Below are 23943 nucleotides of genomic sequence, written 5' to 3' on the forward strand. Positions count from 1 at the left end.
GACTGACGGGTGGGCATCTATCTCCCGATCGCGGAAATTTCCGTCAACATCTTCGTGCTGCTGGCCATGGGTGCGGCAGTGGGCTTCCTGTCGGGCATGTTCGGAGTGGGCGGCGGCTTCCTAATCACGCCGCTGCTGATCTTCTACAACATACCACCGGCGATCGCGGTCGCCACCGGCGCCAACCAGGTTATCGCCTCCTCGTTCTCCGGCGCATTGTCGCACGTGAAGCGCGGCACGCTCGACTTCAAGCTCGGCGGTGTGCTTTTGGCAGGCGGCATCGTCGGCTCAACCGGAGGCATCTTTGTCTTTGGCTTCTTGCGCCGGCTCGGCCAGCTCGATCTGTTCATCTCGCTGCTCTATGTCGTACTGCTTGGAACCGTCGGTGGGCTGATGCTGGTCGAGAGCGTCAATGCGTTACGCGCCACCCGCAGCGGCGCGGCACCGGTGCTGAAGAAATCCGGCCAGCACAACTGGATCCACCGCTTGCCGCTGAAGATGCGGTTCAGGGCCTCGAAACTCTTCGTCAGCATCATCCCGGTGCTCGGCCTAGGCGCCGGCATTGGCTTCCTGTCATCGATCATGGGCGTCGGCGGCGGCTTCATCATGGTGCCGGCGTTGATCTATCTTTTGAAAGTGCCGACCAATGTCGTCATCGGCACTTCGCTGTTCCAGATCATCTTCACCTCGGCCTACACCACTCTGGTCCATGCCACGACCAACCAGACGGTCGACGTCATGCTCGCCTTCCTGTTGATGGCGGGCGGCGTCGCCGGCGCACAATACGGCGCCAAGGCCGGTCAAAGGCTGCGTGGTGAGCAGCTCAGGGCGTTGCTGGCACTGCTGGTGCTGGCGGTCGCCATCCGCCTTGCCATCGATCTGTTCGTGACGCCGCCCAATGTCTATTCCCTGTCCGGCGTGGATCTGACCTGATGGCGGGCTTGAGGGCGTTCTTGGCCGTTGTCTCGCTGTCGCTGTTCGCCGCCATGTCACCAGGAAAAGCGCAGACGCCAGCTACCGAAAACATTCAGATCGGCCTGTCCACCGACCATGTCTCGATCACCGCCGGCTTTTCCGGTGCCGACCTCACCATCTTCGGCTCATTGGAAAATGCCGATCCACGTGTGGCACGCCAGGGTCGCTACGACATCATCGTCGTGCTGGAAGGGCCGGCGCGGCCAGTGGTCGTGCGCCGCAAGGACCGGGTGCTCGGCATCTGGATCAATCTGGAGTCCGAGACCTTCGAAAATGTGCCAGTGTCATATTCGGTGGCGACAACGCGCCCGCTGCAGGACGTCACCGACCCCAACAGCTACAAGCAACTGTCGCTCGGCGCCGCCAACCTCTACATGCAGCCGGCCGACGATGGCGACAGCCCGGCGACGATCCAGGAATTCACCGCAGCGCTGCGCGAGCGCAAAACGGCGACCGGGCTCTATAGCGAGAATGTCGGCGGCGTGCAGTTCCTGTCGCAGAACCTGTTCCGCGCCACCGTGAGACTCGCCCCCAATGTTCCGGTCGGCACCCACAAGGCACGCGCGTTCCTGTTCAAGAGCGGCCTGTTCATTAAGGAAAGCTCCGCCCAGCTCGAAATCCGCAAATCCGGTTTCGAACAGTCGATCTTCCGCATCGCCCATGATTATTCTTTCCTTTACGGCATATTCGCCGTGTCGCTGGCCATGCTGACGGGCTGGCTCGGAAGGCTCGTCTTCCGGAAAGATTAGATCCTTTCCAAAAGTTGGTTCCCCTTTTTGCGTTCGTGGGTTAGACCGCGCCCCGGCCCGGCCGGAGTCGAGCTGCTGCTCCCGATTCAAAAATATAGGAATTCGCGATGCGACCAGCATTCGGCGGTATCGACTTCGGCACTTCGAATTCCACCGTGGGCGTGATCAGGAACGGGCAGCCGCGGCTCGTGGCGTTGGAAGACGACCAGGTCACGCTGCCCAGCGCCGTGTTCTTCAACTTCGAGGACAACCGCACCTATTTCGGCCGCCGCGCCATTGCCGACTACACCGACAGCATCGAAGGCCGGCTGATGCGCTCGCTGAAGAGCGTGCTCGGCAGTTCGCTTGTCCATGAAAAGACGCGGATCAGGGCCCGGTCGATCGCCTTTACCGAGATCATCGGTCTGTTCGTCGGCCATCTCAGAAAAAAGCTGGAAGAGAATGCCGGCGACGTGGTCGAGAGCGTGGTGCTCGGCCGGCCGGTGCAGTTCGTCGACGACGATGCCGAGGCCGATGCCAAGGCCGAAGGTGAACTCGAAAACGCAGCCCGCGCCCAGGGCTTCAAGCATATCGCCTTCCAGTTCGAGCCGATCGCGGCGGCGCTCGACTACGAGCAGAAGGTCACGCGAGAAGAACTGGCGCTGATCGTCGACATGGGCGGCGGCACGTCCGATTTCTCGATCGTGCGGGTCTCGCCGCAGCGCGCCCGCTCTCTCGATCGCAAAGACGACATTCTGGCGAGCCGAGGCATCCACATCGGCGGCACCGACTTCGACCGGCTGTTGAGCATCGCCCATGTGATGCCGCAACTCGGCTATCTCTCGCCGACCAAGGACGGCAAACGAAACTTGCCGGCTAGCTACTTCATCGATCTGGCGACTTGGCAGCGCATCAATCTCGTCTACACCGCCCGGGCGATGACTCATCTGCGCCAGATCCGCTACGAAGCGGAACGCGCCGACCTGGTCGACCGTTTCATCCATATCGTCGAGCATCGTTTCGGGCACGCGCTGGCCGCTTTGGTTGAAAAGGCCAAGATCGAGCTGACGGAGCAATTGTCGGCACAGGTCGCGGTTGCGTTGCCCGGAGCGAAGTTCGCGGCAGAAATTTCACGCACCGGGCTTGAGGGCACGATCGCCAGGGACATCGAACGGGTTGCCGCAACGGTTGACGAGACTATCCGCGACGCGCAGGTGAAACCGTCCGACATGACCGCGGTATTCCTGACCGGCGGATCGACCGCCATCCCTCTGGCGAGGCAACAGATACTCGCCTTGGTGCCGCAGGCGTCCGTTATCGAAGGCGACATGTTCGGATCGGTCGGGCTTGGGCTGGCGCTCGATGCGCAGCGGAAATTCGGCTGATCCAGCTTATCCCCGGACGGTCTCGTCGGCCTTCTCACCCAGATGTGCCTTGAGGGCCATCTGGGCTAGGCTTGCCTGCCGGTCACGATGCGTGATCATGGCGAAATCGCGCTTCGGCAGATCGATCGGCACGGACCGCAAGCTGCGCTCGGCTACCGCGCGCGCGACGACAAGCTCCGAAATGATGGTGGCGCCGGCGCCGGCCTCGACCGCCTGACGGACCGCCTCGTTGCTTGGCAGCACCAGGAATATCCTGAGGTCCGCGAACGAGATTCCCTCACGGCGGGCAAGATCTTCCAGCACCTCGCGCGTGCCCGACCCGCCTTCCCTGATGATCCAACGGAGCTCCCTGATGTCGGGATGCCCGCGCGAGACTTCAGCAATCTCTGGATGCGAATGCGCCACGACCAGCATCAGGCGATCCACATCGACCTTGGCACGCCGCAATATGTCGGATTCGGTTCGCCCCTCGACCAGGCCAAAATCCGCGGTGCCGTCCAGGACGTTGGTCTCGACCTGCCTGGTGTTGCCGATGGTCACGCTCAGCCTGACTGCGGGATAGGCCTCGTGGAAGGTGGCCAGCCGGCGCGGCAGCCAATAGCTGGCGATGGTCTGGCTGGCGGCGATCGAAAGGCTGCCTGATATCGTTTGCGAGACGTGCTCCAGCACATTGTTAGCGGCCGCCGCTCGTTCGAGCACGGCCTTGGCCTCGGGCAGGAACCGGCGGCCGGTCTGCGCCAGCTCAATGTTGCGGCCAACCCGGTTGAACAGCTGGACGCCGTGCTGTTGTTCGAGCGAGCGGATGGCGGCCGACGCCGCCGACTGGGAAATGCCCAGTAGCTCCGCCGCCTTGGTCATGTGTCCCCGTTCGGCGACAGCAACGAATATCCGCAATTGGTCTAGGGTCATGAGCGAATTAAGAAAGAAATTCGATTGGAATTACAAGAGCAACTTGTTAGACGGATCGATCGTTTTGTTCTAAGTTTTTGCGAGAAATTGGAAAAATATCGCGGCTAATCCGCAAAGGGCAGAAAGTGATCGGGCGGTTCAAATCCCTGTTAGCCCATTGGACGCGCGGCTTGCGGCGGCGGCTCTCCAGCGACGGCTATCATCCGGAAGAGCATTATATGCGCGGCCCCGGGCCAAAAACGCGAGCCAAACACTCGGACCGCAAAAGTAGATCATGAAGAACGGAGCGCCGCGCGGCGCCAATTCCGCACCGTCCCAACGGTCGCTTGCCGATACGCGCGCGCCGGACGAGGGCGACGGTGTCGACACCTCGCCCGACGTCTCCGACAGCATCGCCAAGACAACCTGCTACATGTGCGCCTGCCGCTGCGGCATCGACGTCCACATCAAGGACGGCAAGGTCCGCTACATCAACGGCAACAAGGACCATCCGGTCAATCGCGGCGTGCTGTGCGGCAAGGGCAGCGCCGGCATCATGCAGCACTACAGTCCGGCCCGGTTGAAGAAGCCATTGTTGCGCACAGGTGCGCGTGGCTCGGGAGAGTTTCGCGAGATCGAATGGGAGGAAGCATTTTCCATCGCGACAGAACGTCTTTCAAGGATCCGCCGCACCGATCCGAAGGAACTCGCCTTCTTCACCGGGCGCGATCAGTCGCAATCGCTGACCGGCTGGTGGGCGAGCCAGTTCGGCACGCCGAATTTCGCCGCCCATGGCGGATTCTGCTCGGTCAACATGGCGGCCGGCGGCCTCTACACGATCGGCGGCTCGTTCTGGGAGTTTGGTGAGCCTGACTGGGACAACACCAAATACTTCATGCTGTTCGGCGTTGCAGAAGACCATGATTCCAATCCGATCAAGATCGGCCTCGGCAAGCTCAAGACGCGCGGCGCCAAGGTCGTCTCGATCAATCCGTGTCGCACCGGCTACAATGCCATCGCCGATGACTGGATCGGCATCCAGCCCGGCACCGATGGCCTGTTCGTTTTCGCCCTCATCCACGAATTGCTGAAGGCCGGCCGCGTCGATCTCGATTATTTGCTGCGCTACACCAACGCCCATGTCCTGGTCATTCAGGACCCGGGCGCTGCCGATGACGGGCTGTTCGCACGCGACAGTGACGGCAATCCGCTGGCCTGGGACAGGATGGCGAAAGTGCCCGTCAACGCCACCTATGCCGATGCAAAGCCGGCGCTGACCGGCAACTTCCAGATCGATGGCCGCCGCTGCGTGCCGGTGTTCCAGCTTATCGCCAACCGCTACCTGGACGAGAGTTATTCACCGGACGCGGTTGCGGAGCGCTGCGGCGTTCCAGTCGACACGATCCGACGCGTTGCTGCGGAGCTCGCTCATGTCGCTTTTGAGCAAGCAATCGAACTGCCAATAGCGTGGACCGACTGGGCCGGCCGCCGGCACGAGACGATCAAGGGCCGGCCGGTGTCGATGCATGCGATGCGCGGCATCTCGGCCCATTCGAACGGGTTTCACACCTGCCGCGCCATCCACCTGCTCCAGGTGCTTCTCGGCACGGTGGACGTGCCGGGCGGGTTTCGCTTCAAGCCGCCCTATCCCAGGTCGGCGCCGCCGGGGCCGAAGCCGGCAGGCAAGGACGTCAGACCGATGACGCCGCTCGAAGGCATGCCGCTTGGCTTCGTCTGCGGACCGGACGATCTGCTGGTCGATGACGCAGGGACGCCGATCCGTATCGACAAGGCCTATTCCTGGGACGCGCCGCTTGCCGCCCACGGGCTCATGCACACGGTCATCCGCAACGCCTGGGCCGGCGATCCCTACCCTATCGACACGCTGATGATGTACATGTCCAACATGGCCTGGAACTCGTCGATGAACACCGTCGAGACGATGGCGATGCTGACCGACAGCGACGAGGCCGGAAACTACAAGATCCCCTTCATCATCTATTCCGACGCCTATTATTCCGAGACCGTGCCGTTTGCCGATCTCGTGCTTCCCGACACCACCTATCTCGAAAGGCATGACTGCATCAGCCTGCTCGACCGGCCGATCAGCCATGCCGACGGGCCGGGTGACGCCATCCGTCATCCCGTGGTCGAGCCCGATCGAGACGTCAGGCCGTTCCAGTCGGTGCTGATCGAGCTCGGCGCGCGGCTCGGCCTGCCCGGTTTCGTCGACGACGACGGCTCGGCCAAATACCGCGACTACGCCGATTACATCGTCAATCATCAGCGCACGCCGGGCATCGGCCCGCTCGCCGGCTGGCGCGGCAAGAACGGCGCCTCGATCGGCAGGGGCGAGCCCAATCCTGACCAATTGCAGCGCTACATCGACAATGGCGGCTTCTGGCATCATGATTTTGCGGACGACCAACGTTATTACAAGATGGCCAACCGCTCCTATCTCGACTTCGCCGAGAACATGGGCTTCATCCCGAAAGCCGAGCCGATCGTCTTCCAGCTCTATTCGGAACCGATCCAGCGGTTTCGCCTTGCCGCGCGCGGCCATGGGCGGGTGCTGCCGCCGGAGGCGGAGCGCAGCCGCATCGAGACTTATATGGACCCGCTGCCGTTCTGGTATGCGCCGTTCGAGGAAGCGGCTGTCGACCTGGAGAACTATCCGCTGCATGCGCTGACGCAGCGGCCAATGCACATGTATCATTCCTGGGGGTCGCAGAACGCCTGGCTCAGACAGATCACCAGCCAAAACAGGCTGTTCGTGCACGACCGAACCGCCGCTGACCTCGGTCTTGTCGACGACGACTGGGTGTGGATCGAGAGTATCAACGGCAAGGTCAAAGGCCAGATCAAGCTGGTCGACGGCGTCAACGCGGATACGGTGTGGACCTGGAACGCCATCGGCAAACGGCGCGGCAGTTGGGGGCTCAAGGACGACGCCGCCGAGAGCAACCGCGGCTTCCTGCTCAACCATATCATCGGCGACCAGACCTCTGCCGATGCGAACGGCAAGCGCTATTCGAACTCCGATCCGGTCACCGGCCAGGCAGCATGGTTCGACCTGCGCGTGCGCATCGTCAAATGCGCGGCAGAGGAAGCCGGCTTCACCGAGCCGCAGTTCGAGCGCTTCCGACAGCCACCGCATTTCGAACCCTCGCCCGACAAGCTCAGTTTCGGCGCCGAGTTCCGCCGGGAAAGAGAAGCTTCCAGATCATGACCTGCCTTCCCACCCATACCGACAAGAAGCTCGGCCTCGTCATCGACCTCGACACCTGCGTCGGCTGCCAGGCCTGCGTCACCGCCTGCAAGGAATGGAACACCGGCGGCCACATGGCACCGCTGACCGACATCGACCCTTATGGCGGCAATGCCGACGGGGTCTGGTTCAACCGCGTGCACAGCTATGAGCACATGACGGAGATGGGCGGCCGCACGGTCAATTTCCCGCGCTCCTGTCTGCATTGCGAGACACCGGCCTGCGTCACCGTCTGCCCGACCGGAGCCTCCTACAAGCGGGCCTCGGACGGCATCGTGCTGGTCGACGAGGACAAGTGCATCGGCTGCAAATTGTGCAGCTGGGCCTGCCCCTATGGCGCGCGCGAATTCGACACCGATGTCGGCGTGATGAAGAAATGCACGCTATGCGTCGACCGCATCTACAACGACAATCTGGCTGAAGAAGATCGCGTGCCGGCCTGCGTCGCCGCCTGTCCAACCAGCGCGCGGCATTTCGGCGATCTCGGCGACCCGGCGTCGGCGATCTCGCAACTGGTGACTGAGCGCGGCGGCGTCGACCTGATGCCCGAACTCGGCTATCACCCGACCAACAAATATTTGCCGCCGCGCGCCCATACCAGACGTGCCGCATCGGTGCCGGCACCGGCGCTCGAAGCGGTGCGGGCTGAAGGTGGTTTCCTCGGCTGGGTCGACCGCATGCTTTCGAACTGACCAGCAACCAGCCTCATGCATCCAGCCTTCTCCGTCGTCTTTTTCACCACCGCCACGGGCGCCGGTTACGGCCTGCTCGCGTTGCTCGGCGTGCTGGCGGGACAAGGATTTGTCCCGCCCTACTTCTGGCTCGGCCTGGTCGGCATGGGGCTGGCGCTCGGTCTGATCTCAGCCGGCCTGTTGTCATCGGCTGGCCATCTCGGTCGGCCCGAACGCGCCTGGCGCGCGTTTTCGCAATGGCGCAGCTCATGGTTGTCACGCGAAGGCGTGGCGTCGGTCGCGACCTTCGTGCCGGCAGGACTGTTCGCCATAGGCTGGGTGGTCCTTGGCCGCACGAACGGCTGGGTGGCCGTAGCCGGGTTGCTGGCGGCTATCGGCGCAGTCGTCACCGTCTGCACCACAGGAATGATCTACGCCTCGCTGAAGCCTATCGCCCAGTGGCACAGCCGCTTCACTCTGCCCGGCTACCTGATCTTTTCGGCGATGAGCGGCAGCGTGCTTCTCAGCGCGCTGCTGCAGGGTTTCGCCCTTGGATCGACCACCGTTCTTGCAGGTTGCATGCTGCTGACCTTGTTCGGCTGGGGCTGGAAGCTGGCAACCTGGCGATACAATGACAGGCTGGAAATTCCGACCAATGCCAACACCGCGACCGGACTTGCCGGCGGGACGGTGCGGTCAATGGAATGGCCGCACACCGAGGAAAACTACCTGCTCAAGGAAATGGGTTTTCGCATTGCGCGCAAGCACAAGACGCGATTGCGCCGGATCACGCAAGCGCTGGCCTTCGCCCTGCCCGCCTTGTTGCTGATTGCCGCTGTCGCCCTCCCGTGGCCGTATGCGGCGGTGCTGTCGGCACTCGCCGCAATCGCCCAATTCGCCGGCATGCTGGTCGAACGCTGGCTGTTCTTCGCCGAGGCGAAGCACACTGTCGCCCTTTATTACGGTCGGTAGAGCTGCTCAGCCAGGCCTTAGCATCGCGTGGGAAATGGCGAAAATGCGCTCCGCGCCGAGCATGTAGGCCATCAGCGTTTCGCGACGGAATAGCCCGGCATAGGCGCGGTCGAGCACATTGAGCGAGCCGGTATAGGCGCCGAAGGCCGGCATGATCATGCGGCCACCGTCGCCGGCAAAGCAGCGCCGCCGCACCGAGCGGCCTTGCTGCACGATGCGGGCGCAAGGGTGCAGATGGCCGGCGACCTCGCCCTCCACCCTCACTGCCGAAGGCTCATGCCGGAATACGAGTGAGCCGATAGCCAGCTCGCGCACCGTCTCGCCGGGCAGGTCGGCCGGCGCGTCCGGGTCGTGATTGCCGGCGACCCAGAACCAGTCGCGGCCGGCCATCAGCCCCTCCAACCGTTCGCGGAAGCTCGAATGCATGCGCGCCGCGCCGCCGCCATCATGAAAGCTATCGCCCAGGCTGATGACGATAGCCGGCTGATAATCGGCAATCACCGCCTGCAGCCGCAGCAACGTCGCACCGGTATCATAAGGCGGGATCAACGTACCGCGTCGTGCCAGCGACGAGCCCTTTTCCAGATGCAGGTCGGACACGGCCAAAAGCCGAAGCTCGGGGAAGTAGAGCACGCCGCGCCGATCGCAGATCGGGCGCTCGCCGGCGATACCGATGTAGTGGGTATCCGTCACGGACTCAGTCATGGCCAGCGCAAGCATCATTTCGTCCCATGGCCTCCTCGACCAACGTTGCCGCATCCATCAGCAGTGTATCATCGGCCTCGCCATGCACCGGCATCTTACCGATTTCGAGCATAATCGGCACGGCGAGCGGCGAGATCTGTTCGAGATTCTTATGCACGATTCGTCCCTGGATGCGCGAGAGCATCTCGGCAAGTCTGCTGACATCCAGCAGACCCGTGGCCGCATCGGCACGCGTCGCCTGCAACAGGATGTGGTCGGGCTCATGACTGCGCAGAACGTCGTAAATGAGGTCGGTCGACACGGTGACCTGACGGCCGCTCTTCTCCTGGCCCGGATGGCGTTTTTCGATCAGCCCCGAGATCAGCGCGCAGTTGCGGAAGGTGCGCTTCAAGAGCCAGCTGCCGGCCAGCCAGGCTTCGAGGTCATCGCCCAGCATGTCCTGGTCGAAAAGTTCGCTGAGCGAAGGTTTCTTCGCCCGGAACATCCCGCCCATATCGGCAAGCGACCAAATGGCAAGTGCATAGTCGGTGGCGACGAAGCCGAGCGGCCTGGCTCCCGTCCTGTCGAGACGGCGGGTGAGCAGCATGCCGAGCGTCTGGTGCGCCAGCCTGCCCTCGAACGGATAGGCCACCAGATAGTAGCGGTTGCCGCGCGGAAAGGTCTCGATCAGCAGGTCATCGCGTTTCGGCAGTACCGATTTGTCGGCCTGGAAGCGTAGCCAGTCGGCCACCTGTTCCGGCAGCTTCTTCCAGCGCTGCGGGTCGTCCAGCATGATGCGGACCTGCTCGGCGAGGTAGGTCGAAAGCGGGAATTTGCCGCCGCCATAGTATGGCACCTTGGCGTCGCTGCCAGGTGCATTTGATACGAAGCACTCATTCTCGCGGATGCCTTCGAAGCGCAGTACTTTGCCGGCAAACATGAATGTGTCGCCATGCGTCAGCGTTTCCAGGAACGCCTCCTCGATCTTGCCGAGGACGCGACCGCCGCGCGAGGCAGAGCCCTTGCTGCCAGCCTTGGTATAACGCACGTTGAGCGCCGGCACCTCGATGATGGTGCCGACATTCAGCCGATACTGCTGAGCAACCCGAGGATTGGACACGCGCCATAGCCCGTCCTTGTTCCGGCGGATACGGGCGTAGCGCTCATAGTTCTTCAGCGCATAGCCGCCGGTAGCGACGAAATCGACGACGCGGTCGAATGTCGGCCGATCGAGTTCGGCATAGGGCGCGGCTGTTCTTACTTCCTCAAAAAGCACGTCGGCATGGAATGGCGCGCCGCAGGCGCAACCAAGCACATGCTGCGCCAGCACGTCGAGCCCGCCGTTGACCAGCGGCGGCGTGTCCTGGGCGCCGAGATAATTGGCGTCGAGCGCCGCCCGGCATTCCAGCACCTCAAAGCGGTTGGCCGGAATCAGGATCGCCTTGGACGGCTCATCCATGCGGTGATTGGCGCGGCCGATGCGCTGCGCCAGCCGGCTCGCACCCTTCGGTGCGCCGACATGCACAACCAGGTCGACATCTCCCCAGTCGATGCCGAGGTCGAGCGTCGAAGTGGCGACGATGGCGCGCAACGCATTCTCGCCCATGGCTTTTTCGACGCGCCGGCGCTGGGCGACATCGAGCGAGCCGTGATGCAGGGCGATCGGTAATGTGTCTTCATTGACCCGCCACAACTCCTGGAACAGCAACTCGGCCTGGCTGCGTGTGTTGACGAACAGCAGGGTCGTCTTGTGTCGCTTGATCTCGCTATAGATCTCCGGCGTCGCGTAGCGGGCCGAATGTCCAGCCCAAGGAACACGCTCTTCCGAGTCGAGAATGGAGATCTCGGGCTTGGCGCCGCCCGTCACGACGATCAATTCGGCCATGCCGCCGGGTGGGTTCTGGCTGACCAGCCAGCGCCGCAATTCGTCGGGCTCGGCGACCGTCGCGGACAGGCCAATCGTCTGCAAGCCCGGAACAAAGGATCGCAGCCGGGCCAGACCGAGCGACAGGAGATGCCCGCGTTTCGACGTCACCAGCGAATGCAGTTCGTCGAGCACGACATAATGCAGGTCCTCGAAGAAGCGCCTGGCGTCGGGCGCCGCGATCAGCAACGCCAGTTGCTCGGGCGTGGTCAAGAGAATGTCGGGTGGCGCCAGCTTCTGCCGCTGGCGCTTATGCGCGGGCGTGTCGCCGGTGCGTGTCTCGATCGTGATAGGCAGACCTATTTCTTCGACCGGCTTGCCGAGATTGCGCTCGATGTCGACGGCAAGCGCCTTCAGGGGCGAGATGTAGAGGGTGTGGATGCCGCGACGCGCCTGTCCGGGTTTCTTCCTTGGCCGGCCTGCCAACTCGGTCAGCGACGGCAGGAATCCTGCCAGCGTCTTGCCGGCGCCGGTCGGTGCGATCAGCAGCACCGACTGCCCGGCTTGGGCAGTCGTCAGCAATTCGATCTGATGGGCACGCGGCGACCAGCCTTTTTGCGCGAACCATCTGAGGAATGGCTCGGGCAAGTGCACGGCGGCATTCTGTTCGGCAAGGCGCGGCTGCTCTGTCACGCGCCAGAGGTAGCGCGGCGGCGTGCAATCGCCAAGAAGAATCGGAACAAAAGGTGATCGAACACCTTCCTCTCGCCTGAGAAGAGCCGCTCTCGCGCTAGGGTCGCCGAAATCCTGTCGGCCCGCCATAGAGGTAGCCGATACGGGCGACGGCTGCTCGGAACCCTTCGCGCGAGACTAGCATGGTGTGGCCGTTGGCATGGATCATCGTTTCTGGGTCGGTCATAACAGCGACATGGCCTTTCCAGAATACCAAATCGCCGCGCTGCAATCCGGCAAAATCCGGGCCCGGGTCGAGCGGTTCACCGATGGTCGCCGCCTGCATGTCGGTGTCGCGCAGCACTTGCCTGCCGGCCATGTGCATTGCGAGTTGCACGAGACCGGAACAATCGATGCCGAAGCCGGAGGCGCCGCCCCACAGATAGGGCGTGCCGAGAAACGCCTCGGCAACCGTGACGTAGTCGGGGGCAACCTCGGCGACAGGCCTGAGATGGCCAGATATGACGGCCTCGCCGGATGGCAGCAGAGCATAGCGCGTGCCGCGTGTTTCAGCCGCGCCCGTCACCGTTACCGCCGATCCCATCGAGAGTTGTCCGCTGGCCGGGAACCGCAAATCCGGTCCCGGATAGAGGAAAGTGCGCGGCACCGAGACAACATGGGCGGGCGCATGGTCCCGACTGCCCAGCACGGTGTCGGCGACATAGCCGACATAGCCGTCGCGCTCGGCCTGTATCCAGGCCCAGCCCTCAACGTCTTCGAAGACGAGGACGTCGTCGCCGAACAGAAGCTGGGTATCGACGCCGGCATCCGGGCGCGGAGCCCTGCGAACATCGGCCACGGAGGCTGATATGCGCGCCGGCCGCCCGGCGACGAAGCGATCGGCAGCAATCTCGCCTTTCAGCCTGGCATCGGCGAGATCGGAACGGAAGGCGTGAAGGCGGGCGTCCCTGGCGGTCAAAATCGGCAACTCGTTCAGAAAGGGCGGTTCGGTCAGATGGGAAGTTCCTGGGCTCTGGCGATGATAACATCGCCGAAGCGCTCGACAAAGAGAGCACCTTCGACGGTGCGCTTGACCAGCACGTTGCGCTTGTCGAGCTCGTCGCGATGGCGCGATACCAGCTTCAGCGCTCCCATAGTATCGAGCGCGCGGGTGATCACCGGCTTGGTGACATTGAGCCGGGCAGCGAGCCCGCGCACCGTGTGGGGCGGCGGGTCGAGATAGATGGTGAATAGGATCGCCGTCTGGCGCATGGTGAGATCGGGCGTGTCGTCGCGCACCTGGGACAGCATCACTTGCTGCCACAGTCGCAAGGCTTGGCTCGGGCGCATGGAAATCGACATCCAGCCAGCATGCCGGCAAATTGTTTCGGTTCCGTTTCAGTTTGGAGAATTTCTGGTTGGACGGCAACCTTCAGGCGAAGCGCTTCGAAATGATCCTTTCCAGCGCCCGGATGCCTTGCGCCTCGCCGCCGGCGAGACCGTACGGACGATCGGACGGGCTCCAGGCGAAGATGTCGAAATGCGCCCAGCCCACGGTCTTCTCGACGAAGCGCTTCAGGAACAGCGCCGCCGTGATCGAGCCGGCGAAACCGTCTGACGTGACATTGTTGATGTCGGCGATCTTCGAGGACAGCTTTGCGTCATAAGGCTTCCACAGCGGCATGCGCCATAGCGGATCCTCAACCGCAGCGGAAGCCGCCGCCAGATCGGACGCCAGTGCTTCATCGCCGGTGTAGAAGGGCGGCAGGTCGGGGCCGAGCGCGACGCGCGCAGCCCCCGTCAAGGTCGCCATGTCGATCAGCAGCTGCGGCTCGTCGTCGTCGGCCAGCGCCAAGGCGTCCGCCAGCACCAGCCGTCCTTCGGCGTCGGTGTTGCCGATCTCGACAGTGATGCCCTTTCGGCTCACCAACACGTCGCCGGGCCGGAAGGCGTTGCCGGCGATCGAATTCTCGACCGCCGGGATCAATACACGCAGCCGGACGTTCAGCCCGGCGGCCATGATCATCGCGGCAAGGCCCAAGACATTGGCGGCGCCACCCATGTCCTTCTTCATCAAGAGCATGCCCGAGGACGGCTTGATGTCGAGACCACCGGTGTCGAAGCAGACGCCCTTGCCGACCAGCGTCACCTTCGGAGCGTTCTTCGGCCCCCAAATCATGTCGATCAGACGCGGCGCGGCGACCGATGCGCGGCCGACCGCATGGATCATAGGGAAATTCTTCGTGAGCAGATCGTGTCCCTTGGTCACCGACATTTCGGCCTTGTGCTTTTCAGCCAAGATCCGGACCGCCTTCTCCAGCTCGTCCGGTCCCATGTCGCTGGTCGGGGTATTGACCAGATCGCGCGTCAGGAAGACGCCATCGGCGATCCGGCGAACACGCGCCGCTTCAGCGCCGGACGGCAGCGAAAAACGCAGCGCCTTGCCGGGTTTCTTGCCGTAGCGGGTAAAGACATAACCACCGAGCGCCAGCGCGATGGCCGCAAGTTCCGGCTCGGCAAGTGCCGAGGCGAAATGCCAGTCGCCCTCCGGCAACAATCTCGCCAGCGCGCCGAGGGCAAGCGCGCCTTCGCTATCGCCCGTGCCAAACAGTGCTCCGGCAACGGCACCATTTTCGCCGGGTATTATCAGCGTCCTGCCGGCCTCACCGGAAAAGCCATTGGCTTTCGCCCAGGCGAGCGTCGACGAAGCAAGACCAGCCGCCTCCAGACTGTCCTTCGCCACCAGGTGGACCGGCAGCGCGGTCTCAAGTTCTTTCTCGACGAATTCGACAGGCATTCGATGGTCTCCGGCTTTCCCGAGTCGGCGCTTCTTAACTGTCCGTTAGGGTTAACAGAATATTTCTGCGGGAGGAAAGATGGCCACGCAATGGCCACGTCTACGAATGGAGGCCTGGTGCAGATGCCGACCAACCGCATGATGAGTGCCACAGGAAAGCGACTGATTACCACGGCGTTGGTGGTGGCGCTTGCGGCCAGCGTCGCCGGCTGCGGAACCAGCAAATTGACGACCGGTTCTATCTCGCGCCCCAGCGGCAAACCGCTGGAAACCATGTCGGCCGGCGAGTTGCACAATGCGACAGTAGCGCTCGGTCAGTCCTACGCCAGGAACCCCAGTGACAAACGGATAGCGACGAACTATGCGGCGGCGCTGCAAATGGATGGCGACGCCGACCAGTCGCTCGCCGTGATGCGCAAGCTGGCGATCGCCCTGCCGAAGGACCGCGACGTGCTCGCCGCCTATGGCAAGGCGCTCGCCGCCAACGGACAGTTCGAGCCGGCGCTCGACGCGGTGCGGCGCGCACAGACGCCGGAATATCCCGACTGGAAGCTGGTCTCGGCGGAAGCCGCGATTCTCGACCAGCTTGGCCAGAGAGACGAAGCGCGCCAGCATTATCGCAAGGCGCTGGACCTCAAGCCGAACGAACCTTCGATCCTTTCCAATCTCGGCATGTCCTACGTGTTGGAAGGCGATCTGCGCACGGCCGAAACCTATATGCGTTCGGCCGCACAGCAGCCGAATGCCGACAGCCGCGTGCGCCAGAACCTGGCGCTGGTCGTCGGCCTGCAGGGTCGCTTCGACGAAGCCGAGAAGATCGCTTCGCAGGAGCTCTCGGCCGAGCAGGCGCAGGCGAACGTGGCTTACCTTCGCCAGATGCTTGCCCAGCAGAACGCCTGGAGCCAGCTCAAGGACCAGGACAAGGCAAAGCCTGCCACCAATTGAAGCGGGCGGCCTCAGTCCCGCCATTACTCATGCCGGAATACCAAAGCCGCGTTGCATCAGCACCGCGGCTTTCGCATGTATTGTCGCCTGGCGAGACTATTGGCCGCTGGATGTCGACGGATCACCGAAGATGCCGCGCTGGCTCACCTGGATGCCTGCGGGGCCTAAAATGATGGCGAACAGCACCGGCAAGAAGAACAGGATCATCGGCACGGTGAGCTTCGGCGGCAAGGCCGCGGCCTTCTTCTCGGCAGCGTTCATGCGCATGTCGCGGCTTTCGCTGGCAAGCACGCGCAGCGCATGCGCCACTGGCGTGCCGTAGCGCTCGGCCTGGACCAGCGCCTGCGCCACCGACCTGACCGACTCCAGGCCGGTACGGCTTGCAAGGTTTTCGTAGGCCTGCTTGCGTTCCTGCAAGTAGGAAAGCTCGGCATTCGTCAGGATGAACTCTTCGGCAAGTGCCACCGATTGCGCGCCGATCTCGTCGGCGACCTTGCGAAACGCCGCCTCCACAGACATGCCTGATTCAACGCAGATCAGCATCAGATCGAGTGCGTCCGGCCACGCCATCTGGATCGACTGCTTGCGCTTGGTGGCGCGGTTATTGACATAGAGCACCGGCGCATAAAAACCGGCATAGGCGACGACCACGCAGACGAATAATTTGACCAGAACCGGCTGCTCCGGCAATCCGCCGACCACGAACACGTACATTGCGGCCAGCGCGAAGCCGACAAAGGGCAGAACCAGGCGGAAGAAAAGGAAGCGCGTCAGCGGATTCTGCCCGCGAAAGCCCGCCACCTTGAGTTTCTGCAAAGTGCCCTCATCGGCGAGAGCTCGCCTCAGGTCGAGCCGGTCGACAATATTGCGCATGCCGATCGACTGTTCCTCGCGCAGACCCTTGCGGCGGCGATCGGCTTCGACGGCAAGCCGCGCACGCTGCTTGGCGCGCAATTCCTCGCGCTCCAGCGCCACGGATTTCATGCGCGCCTTGAGCTGGTTCCCGCCAAACGCGGGCAGCAGCGTGAAGACAGTCGCAAACACCGCGATGCCGACTAGCAAGGCAATCAGGAATGTCGGGTCGGTAAGGGTTTTGATGACGCTCTCAGTCATGCGCTCGATGTCCTAAACTTCGAAGTTCATCATCTTGCGCATCACCAGGATGCCAATCGACATCCAGACCGCCGAGCAACCGAGGATCAGATTGCCGACGCTGGTGGTAAACAGAGGCATGATGTAGTTCGGGCTCGTCAGGTAGACGAGAAAGGCGACGATGAAAGGCAACGCGCCTATGATCACGGCGGATGCCTTCGCTTCCATGGACAGCGCCTGAACCTTGGCCTTCATTTTCTTGCGATCACGAAGCACGCGCGAAAGATTGCCCAGCGCCTCGGAAAGATTGCCGCCTGCCTGGGACTGGATCTGGATGACGATGCCGAAGAAACTCGCTTCCGAGCATGGCATCGTCTCGGCCATGCGCAAGCTTGCATCGGGGATCGACAGGCCCATCTGCTGCGAATCGACGATGCGGCGAAACTCGGACTTGACCGGTTCGGGAGATTCGTTGGCGATCAGGCGGACGGCGTCGTTCATCGGCAAGCCTGATTTGACAGCACGAACAATGATGTCGAGCGCGTTCGGAAATTCGTTGAGGAACGCCTTGATCCGGCGCGCTCGGCAAAACGAGACGAACCAGCGCGGCAGGCCGAGGCCGCCGACCAGCAGCACACAAGGCAAGACAAGCAGCGGCGCACCTATGAAATAAACAAAAAATGTCAGGACGATGCCGCAGACGGCCGAGTAGAGATAGAAGCGCTCGAGCGAGACCTTCATGCCCGCCTGACGGATCTGGGCCTTGAGTGGCGGCTTCTTAACGATGCTCTGGCTGGTTTTCTGCCTCTGTTCGAGCTCCTTCAGCGAATCCTGGACCGATTTGCGCCGCTTGGCCGCTTCCGCCACGCGATCGCGCGAGGCCTTGACGACGGCACCGTCAGTTTCTGCGGTCTTGATCGTTTCAAGCCGCCTTCCGACTTGCTTCTCGGTGCTGATCCGGTTGAACAGGAAAGCATAGGCGACCGCGCCGGCGCTGAAGCCAGCGAGCACGACGAACGCCAATACGGTGCCGTCAACTCCGAACATCGATCTTAGCCCCTACGCCTTCGAATGCATCAGTCAGCGCGTTTCTCCATCGCCTCGAGCGCAATGGCGAGGCGCTGTTCCTCGCCATAGTAGCGGGCGCGCTCCCAGAAATGCGGACGACCAATGCCTGTCGACACGTGCTCGCCCAGCAGCCTGCCGTTCGCGTCTTCACCTTTTATGTTGTAGAGGACGATGTCCTGCGTGACGATGACATCGCCCTCCATTCCGATCACCTCGGTGATGTGGGTGATGCGCCGCGATCCGTCGCGCAGGCGTGCGGCCTGTATGATCACATCGACGGAACCGACTACGATTTCACGCACGGTTTTTTGCGGCAGCGTATAGCCGCCCATTGCGATCATCGATTCGATACGGTTCAGGCATTCGCGCGGGCTGTTCGAGTGGATCGTGCCCATCGAGCCGTCATGGCCGGTGTTCATCGCCTGCAGAAGATCGAACACTTCAGGTCCGCGCACTTCGCCGACGATGATGCGCTCGGGGCGCATGCGCAGGCAGTTCTTGACCAGATCGCGCATAGTCACCTCGCCCTCACCTTCGAGGTTTGGGGGGCGGGTTTCCAAGCGCACGACATGCGGCTGCTGCAATTGTAGCTCGGCCGAGTCCTCGCAGGTGATAACGCGCTCGTCGCGGTCGATATAATTGGTCAGGCAGTTGAGCAGCGTCGTCTTACCCGACCCGGTGCCGCCCGAAATGACGATGTTGCAGCGGACGCGGCCGATGATCTTGAGAATCTCCGCGCCATGCGGCGAAATGGCGCCGAACTTGACCAGCTGATCGAGCGTCAGCTTGTCCTTCTTGAACTTGCGGATTGTGAGCGCGGCGCCGTCGAGGGCGAGCGGCGGCGCAATGACGTTGACGCGGGAGCCATCAGGAAGGCGTGCGTCGCAGATCGGGCTCGATTCGTCGACGCGGCGGCCAACCTGGCTGACGATGCGCTGACAGATGTTGAGCAGCTGCTGGTTGTCGCGAAAACGAATGCCGGTCTGCTCGACCTTGCCGTTGACCTCGATGTAGACGTCTTTGGAACCGTTGACCATGATGTCGGCGATGTCGTCGCGGGCGAGCAGTGGCTCCAGCGGGCCGTAACCCAGGACGTCATTGCAGATATCCTCGAGCAGCTCTTCCTGCTCGGAAATCGACATCGCGAAATTCTTGATCGCGATGATGTCGTTGACGATGTCGCGGATTTCCTCGCGTGCGCTTTCGGGATCGAGCTTGGCGAGTTGGGACAGGTCGATCGTGTCGATGAGCGCCGAGAAGACCTGGCTCTTGGTATCGTAATAGGTTTCGCTCTTTTCGCGCTGGATTCTTTTCGGCGGCTCCGGCGCCTCGACGACGCGGCGCGCAGGCGGTGCGGCAGACGCGCCGAGCAACGGCGCGGGCCTGGCAAGAACCGACGTTTCTGCAGGACTTACCGGCGGCGCGCCAGACGCAGGTGCCGGCTGACGGAATTCCGGGGTGAACCGGCTGCCGTCGTCGCTACCTCTTTTGCCAAACATGATCGACTACCAATTCCGCCGCGGAAACATCATTTCTTGCTGCGCGAAAGCTTGCCAAGGAGATTGCCGAGGCCCGCTTTCTTTCTTGCCTTGATTTCGCTGCGCCCAGTCAAAACGTGTGCGATCTCGTTGATGGTGCCAACCACCTGATTTCTCGCATCCATTTCGCCGAGCATGCGCCCGTTGTTGGCGGCATTTCCAAACAGCAGCGGCTCGAATGGAATGACCGACATTGGCGACAGGCCGAGCGAGTCGGCGAAGTCGGATGAGGCAATCTCCGGACGCTTTGGCACGCCCGCCTGATTGATGATCAGCTTGGGCGGCGGATCGTTCGGGCGAAGCCGTTTGAACATGTCGACCAGATTCTTGGTGTTGCGCAGATTGGCCAGCTCCGGCGTCGCCGTGATCACGATGTCATCGGCTTTGGTCAGCGTGTTCTTGGTCCAGCCTGTCCAGATATGCGGGACGTCGAGCACCAGAAGCGGCACGCTGCGCTGGGCCATGTCGATAAGCTGCGTGAAGGCTTCTGGATCGAAGTCGTAGACCCGATCTAGCGTTGAGGGTGCTGCAAGCAGCGACAGGTGCTCGGCGCACTGGGCAAGCAGCCGGTCAAGATAGACCTCGTCGACGCGCTCCGGTGAGAAGACGGCCTCGGCAATGCCTTGGGCCGGATCCTGATCGAAATTGATGTTGGCCGTCCCGAACGCCAGGTCGAGATCGGCGACGACCACTTCGGACTTGAACAGGGACGACATCGCCCAGGCCACATTGTGGGCGATGGTCGAGGAGCCGACGCCACCCTTGGCGCCGATGAAGGCGATCGAGCGGCCGATCGGCTCGGCTTCCGGATCAACGAAAATCGACGATATAACGCTGACAATATCGGCCATCGATACCGGCGCGATGACATATTCGGAAATGCCGGACCGGATGAGCTCGCGGTAAAGCCCGACGTCATTGTAGTGGCCGATGACCACGACCTTCGAGGTCGGATCGCAATATTCGGAGAGTTGCGTGAGTTGCTCGAGCAATTGCGTCGGCTCACTGCGCGATTCCAGCAGGATCAGGTTCGGTGTCGGCGCCGACTGGTAAAATTCGATGGCGGTGGCGATGCCGCCCATATGGACTTTCAGATGGGTCTTGGTCATGCGGCGATCTTCGCCGGCGCGCTCGACCGGATTGGCGACGCCCTCGGTCTCGCAAAATGCCTGGATCGAAATGCGCGGAATCGGCCGCAACGCCTGCATGGCGGTCATGTCCCGCAGCGAGGTTTCGCTGCCGTCTATCGCCGCGTCGTAGGCAAGATTGCTCATTGTCATTTCTTTCCGTGACCTAGGCTGCTCAAGCTCAATACTCAACTTCCGAATTGCCGAGGAACTCGTCCGAAATGCCTCGCTGGCGATAGACGTCGATCACCTCGCCGCGATTTTCCGCGTCGATATCGGATTGCTTGCGCGGTCCGATCAGATCAGCTGGGTTGGCCATCTGGGCGGCAAGATTGTTCTGATAGGAGCAGCCGAAATCGGCGTAGTGCTTGTTTTCCGACGTCTCCAGCAGATCTTCGGGCCAGCGCCCGCATCCATCCGTCTGCGCCTTCACCGAGACGAAGGCGACGCGGATCGGCGCGGACGCTTCGGCCGAAGCCGACTGATAGGTGGTCATGATGATCCGGTTCCGGCTGATGCCGCTGGCGATCGCAAGCTTGGCGAAATCGCGACCGGCCGCGGTGGCGGCAATCTCGTTGGCCGAACCCCTCGGGATCGAAATCGTCAGGGCGGGAGCGGCGCTTTTGTCGTAGTCGTCCAGGAAACCCAGAAGCGTGTCGCGCTGAGAACCGGTCATGCCGCGATCGCCGGCGCCGACCGGAAGGTCGATCTTCTGGACCTTCTCAGCGATCACGATCGGATGGGTGGTGCGATAGTCGTCCGGAACGGCACCAACCGTGATGCTGTCCCGCTTGGCGCAGCCCGCAAGCAATGCCGCGACCGCAATCGCCAGGAGCGGAATAGCTAGCCGATAGGTCCGCGAACGGCCCGACGGCATCGTTGCGGTGATCGCCCTTGCCTTCAACGCTGACTGAGACATGTCCGTTTCCCCGCTACTTGTAAATGAAGCCGACGACGCCGTGATAGCGGCCGTTGGGCTTGTCGGTCTGCATGGTGCCGTAGACGCGATTGACCCGACCAAGGAACATGCCTGCGCCATCGCTGGCAGCGTTGAAATTGTCGTCCGGCTTGGCAAGAGCGTTGCGTGCCACCGGCTTCACCAGGTAGGGCGTGATGATGATGACGAGTTCGGTCTCGTTGCGGACGAAATCCCTGCTGCGGAAGAGAGCACCGAGCACTGGAATCTTGGTCAGTCCAGGCAAGCCGTTGACGGCTTGCCTGAGATCGTCGCGGACAAGGCCGGCAATCATCATCGAGCCGCCCGAAGGCAGTTCCACCGTCGTGTCGGCCAAGCGTTTGCGGAGCGAGAGGGCATTCATGCCGGGGCTTGTTACGCCCTCGGACAAAGATATTGAACCCTCCGTTGTCGGCTCGGAAACCGATGTCCTGACCTTCAGGCTGATGCGGCCAGGAGATAGCACCACCGGCTGGAATTCCAGGCCAATGCCATATTCGATCTTCTCGACTGAATACGTCTTCAAACCGGTCTGGTTATCGTTTGATACGGCTTGGGAGACGCTAGTCACCATATTGTATTCGCCGCCGACTTTGAAGGTCGCCTTCTCGCCGGATACGGCCGTCAATGTTGGCTCGGCCAGGGTTTTCATGACGCCTGACTGCTCCATGGCGTTGATGTAGGCCTGCAGCGTCGAGCTGCCGATAGCGAGACCCGAGTTGGACAGCGACTTGCCTAAACCGGTGAAATTGTCGCTTACCGCGCCCCAGCTGATGCCGTTGCTGCTGCCGTCGCCAATCATGTTGACGCCGAGCTGCTTCATCACCGAACGGCTGACTTCCGCAACCGTCACCTTCAGCGTCACTTGGTCGTCGCCGATGATCTGCAGCAGGTTGACGATCTTACTGACACGACGCTCGGAATCCGGATTGTCGATGTCGACACCGCCTTCGGACGAGCCGCCGGAGGCGGTCTGCGAATATTGTCCCGTGGTCGCTTCACCGCCGGACACGAAAATGGTAGCCAGATCGACCGCGCGCTTGGCGTCCAGGGGCGTGTCCACGGTTCCGGTCAGGACGACGTTGTCGTTCAGCAATTCGACCTGGATGGTCGAAGACGGGATGAAGCGTCGGATATAGTCTTCCAGCCCGGCGACGTCGCGTTCGACCGCCAGATCCAGGCTGACGATCTGTTCGCCATTGGGGCCGAAGACGAAAATGTTGGTGTCGCCCACTGCCTTTCCGAACAGATAGATACGCCTGGCGGTACGGGTCACCGCATCGGCGACCGCCGGATTAGCGACGAGAATATCATAGGCATCGCTCGGCAGATCGATGACCACCGACTTGTTGAGACCGAGCTTGACGCGCTGGGTGGCGGTCGAAGCCGTGACCTCGGCATTCTTGCCTGCCGCATTCGCGTCGACGACACCAGGCACGCTCGTTCCAAGGACAAACAGGCCTATTGCCGCAGCCAGGGTGACGGGCAGTCCAGCGTTTAGCCTCATTGCCTTGCCCCCACTTCGGAAACTTCGCCCGATTTGATCAATCGTACCGTTCCGCGACGCCCATTGCCGGAAACGAGATAGTCGGCTTCGCCCAGGTTTTTCTCCTGTGTGTCGCTGATCGACCGCAGCGCCAATGTCAGACGATCCGCCATCTGCTGGGCGACTGTGATGATTTCCGCCTGCTGCGGTGTCAGCTCCAGCGTGGCGGTCTGGCCGACCCTGGTCCTCTTGCCTTCCTCGTCCTCCTGGATCGTCTGGTCGATTGCCAGGACGCGAATGTTCTTGAGGATGGTTTCGGTCGTAAAGCCGCTGCCGCCACCACCGGCGTCTGCTCTGCGGGTCATAATGACGTCGACGAAATCGTTGGGAAGAATGAAGCCGCCGGCCGAAGTGTCGGCCGATACCGCTGTGGCGACGGCCCGCATGCCGGAAGGCAGGATCGACGACATGAAGCTTTGTCCCTCGCCAATCAGCTTGGAGCGCCGCAACGGCTCGCCGGCATACAACGCGACACGGGCGACACCGCCTTTCAGCTTCTCCAGCGCATCGGGTTCCGCGGCGCGGGTGATGAAATTCGCGTTGACGCCGTCAGCCGGCCAGGACTGCCAGCTGATATTGTTCTCAAGCGGATTGCCCATCGGAACGTCACCCGACAGGACAAGCACGTCCTGCAGCGCGATTGCCGGCGCCTGGGGGCCGGAATCGACGATTTGAGGCGGCGGAACCGCCATGTTCTTCGCAACGTATCCTGCACCACCCGCCGCAGCCACCGCCACGCCCAGTATGATCAGTCGGGATGCTGGCATC

Annotated in this window: 20 protein-coding genes; 7 read left to right on the forward strand and 13 right to left on the reverse strand. The window is 62.3% G+C overall.

Annotated elements, in window-relative coordinates; all coding sequences use genetic code 11:
* Window positions 1-9: 9 nt before the first annotated feature.
* From ABID19_RS06605 to ABID19_RS06615, 3 genes are all read left to right on the forward strand, one after another.
* Window positions 10-933, forward strand: a complete 924-nt coding sequence (locus tag ABID19_RS06605) for a sulfite exporter TauE/SafE family protein (protein WP_352933918.1) — start codon at window positions 10-12, stop codon at window positions 931-933.
* Window positions 933-1724, forward strand: coding sequence for a TIGR02186 family protein (locus ABID19_RS06610; protein WP_354488993.1), 792 nt, complete (start codon window positions 933-935; stop codon window positions 1722-1724). Before ABID19_RS06605 ends, ABID19_RS06610 begins: the two co-directional genes overlap by 1 nt.
* 107 nt (window positions 1725-1831) lie before the next feature.
* Window positions 1832-3088, forward strand: coding sequence for an Hsp70 family protein (locus tag ABID19_RS06615; RefSeq protein WP_354488995.1), 1257 nt, complete (start codon window positions 1832-1834; stop codon window positions 3086-3088).
* Between the two features lie 6 nt (window positions 3089-3094).
* Here ABID19_RS06615 and ABID19_RS06620 read toward each other — a convergent pair whose 3' ends face one another.
* Window positions 3095-3997, reverse strand: coding sequence for a LysR substrate-binding domain-containing protein (locus tag ABID19_RS06620; RefSeq protein WP_354488997.1), 903 nt, complete (start codon window positions 3995-3997; stop codon window positions 3095-3097).
* Between the two features lie 274 nt (window positions 3998-4271).
* Here ABID19_RS06620 and ABID19_RS06625 point away from each other — a divergent pair, with 274 nt between their 5' ends.
* The 3 genes from ABID19_RS06625 to ABID19_RS06635 are packed head-to-tail and all read left to right on the forward strand — an operon-like array spanning window position 4272 to window position 8887.
* A complete protein-coding gene (locus tag ABID19_RS06625) occupies window positions 4272-7205 on the forward strand; it encodes a molybdopterin oxidoreductase family protein (RefSeq protein ID WP_354488999.1) in 2934 nt (977 codons plus the stop codon).
* Window positions 7202-7936: a 4Fe-4S dicluster domain-containing protein gene (locus ABID19_RS06630; RefSeq protein ID WP_354489001.1), complete on the forward strand. Its 735-nt coding sequence runs from the start codon at window positions 7202-7204 to the stop codon at window positions 7934-7936. The genes ABID19_RS06625 and ABID19_RS06630 overlap by 4 nt, the downstream gene beginning before the upstream one ends.
* Window positions 7937-7951: 15 nt before the next feature.
* A complete protein-coding gene (locus ABID19_RS06635; RefSeq protein ID WP_354489002.1) occupies window positions 7952-8887 on the forward strand; it encodes a dimethyl sulfoxide reductase anchor subunit family protein in 936 nt (311 codons plus the stop codon).
* Window positions 8888-8893: 6 nt separating this feature from the next.
* Here ABID19_RS06635 and pdeM read toward each other — a convergent pair whose 3' ends face one another.
* From pdeM to ABID19_RS06660, 5 genes are all read right to left on the reverse strand, one after another.
* A complete protein-coding gene (gene pdeM / locus ABID19_RS06640; protein ID WP_354489004.1) occupies window positions 8894-9610 on the reverse strand; it encodes a ligase-associated DNA damage response endonuclease PdeM in 717 nt (238 codons plus the stop codon).
* The gene (locus tag ABID19_RS06645; RefSeq protein ID WP_354489005.1) at window positions 9585-12128 is read right to left on the reverse strand and encodes a ligase-associated DNA damage response DEXH box helicase; all 2544 of its coding nucleotides are present in this window, start codon (window positions 12126-12128) and stop codon (window positions 9585-9587) included. The genes pdeM and ABID19_RS06645 overlap by 26 nt, the downstream gene beginning before the upstream one ends.
* 97 nt (window positions 12129-12225) lie before the next feature.
* Entirely contained in the window at window positions 12226-13086 is an 861-nt protein-coding gene (locus tag ABID19_RS06650; RefSeq protein WP_354489007.1) for a C40 family peptidase, read from the reverse strand.
* 32 nt (window positions 13087-13118) lie between these two features.
* Window positions 13119-13469 carry a MarR family winged helix-turn-helix transcriptional regulator gene (locus ABID19_RS06655; RefSeq protein ID WP_095487941.1) on the reverse strand — a complete coding sequence of 117 codons (351 nt, stop codon included), beginning with the start codon at window positions 13467-13469 and terminating at the stop codon, window positions 13119-13121.
* A 70-nt stretch (window positions 13470-13539) separates the two neighbouring features.
* Window positions 13540-14904 (reverse strand): leucyl aminopeptidase family protein, encoded by a 1365-nt coding sequence (locus ABID19_RS06660; protein WP_354489009.1) that lies wholly within the window; start codon window positions 14902-14904, stop codon window positions 13540-13542.
* A 123-nt stretch (window positions 14905-15027) separates the two neighbouring features.
* On the opposite strand from ABID19_RS06660, the gene ABID19_RS06665 reads away from it, so the two are divergent.
* Complete coding sequence (locus tag ABID19_RS06665) at window positions 15028-15849, forward strand: tetratricopeptide repeat protein (protein ID WP_354489488.1); 822 nt, start codon at window positions 15028-15030, stop codon at window positions 15847-15849.
* A 96-nt stretch (window positions 15850-15945) separates the two neighbouring features.
* On the opposite strand, the gene ABID19_RS06670 is transcribed toward ABID19_RS06665, so the two are convergent.
* The 7 genes from ABID19_RS06670 to cpaB are packed head-to-tail and all read right to left on the reverse strand — an operon-like array spanning window position 15946 to window position 23942.
* Entirely contained in the window at window positions 15946-16962 is a 1017-nt protein-coding gene (locus ABID19_RS06670) for a type II secretion system F family protein (protein WP_352933954.1), read from the reverse strand.
* A gap of 12 nt (window positions 16963-16974) precedes the next feature.
* Window positions 16975-17988 (reverse strand): type II secretion system F family protein, encoded by a 1014-nt coding sequence (locus tag ABID19_RS06675; protein ID WP_354489011.1) that lies wholly within the window; start codon window positions 17986-17988, stop codon window positions 16975-16977.
* A gap of 29 nt (window positions 17989-18017) precedes the next feature.
* Complete coding sequence (locus ABID19_RS06680; RefSeq protein ID WP_352933960.1) at window positions 18018-19508, reverse strand: CpaF family protein; 1491 nt, start codon at window positions 19506-19508, stop codon at window positions 18018-18020.
* A 29-nt stretch (window positions 19509-19537) separates the two neighbouring features.
* Window positions 19538-20821 (reverse strand): AAA family ATPase, encoded by a 1284-nt coding sequence (locus tag ABID19_RS06685; protein WP_354489013.1) that lies wholly within the window; start codon window positions 20819-20821, stop codon window positions 19538-19540.
* Window positions 20822-20855: 34 nt separating this feature from the next.
* A complete protein-coding gene (locus ABID19_RS06690; protein WP_354489015.1) occupies window positions 20856-21593 on the reverse strand; it encodes a CpaD family pilus assembly protein in 738 nt (245 codons plus the stop codon).
* Window positions 21594-21606: 13 nt separating this feature from the next.
* Window positions 21607-23136 carry a type II and III secretion system protein family protein gene (locus tag ABID19_RS06695; protein ID WP_354489017.1) on the reverse strand — a complete coding sequence of 510 codons (1530 nt, stop codon included), beginning with the start codon at window positions 23134-23136 and terminating at the stop codon, window positions 21607-21609.
* A complete protein-coding gene (gene cpaB, locus ABID19_RS06700) occupies window positions 23133-23942 on the reverse strand; it encodes a Flp pilus assembly protein CpaB (RefSeq protein ID WP_354489019.1) in 810 nt (269 codons plus the stop codon). The genes ABID19_RS06695 and cpaB overlap by 4 nt, the downstream gene beginning before the upstream one ends.
* Window position 23943: the final 1 nt, after the last annotated feature.

Origin of the sequence: Mesorhizobium robiniae (assembly GCF_040545535.1) — a bacterium.
Classification (GTDB): Bacteria; Pseudomonadota; Alphaproteobacteria; order Rhizobiales; family Rhizobiaceae; genus Mesorhizobium; species Mesorhizobium robiniae.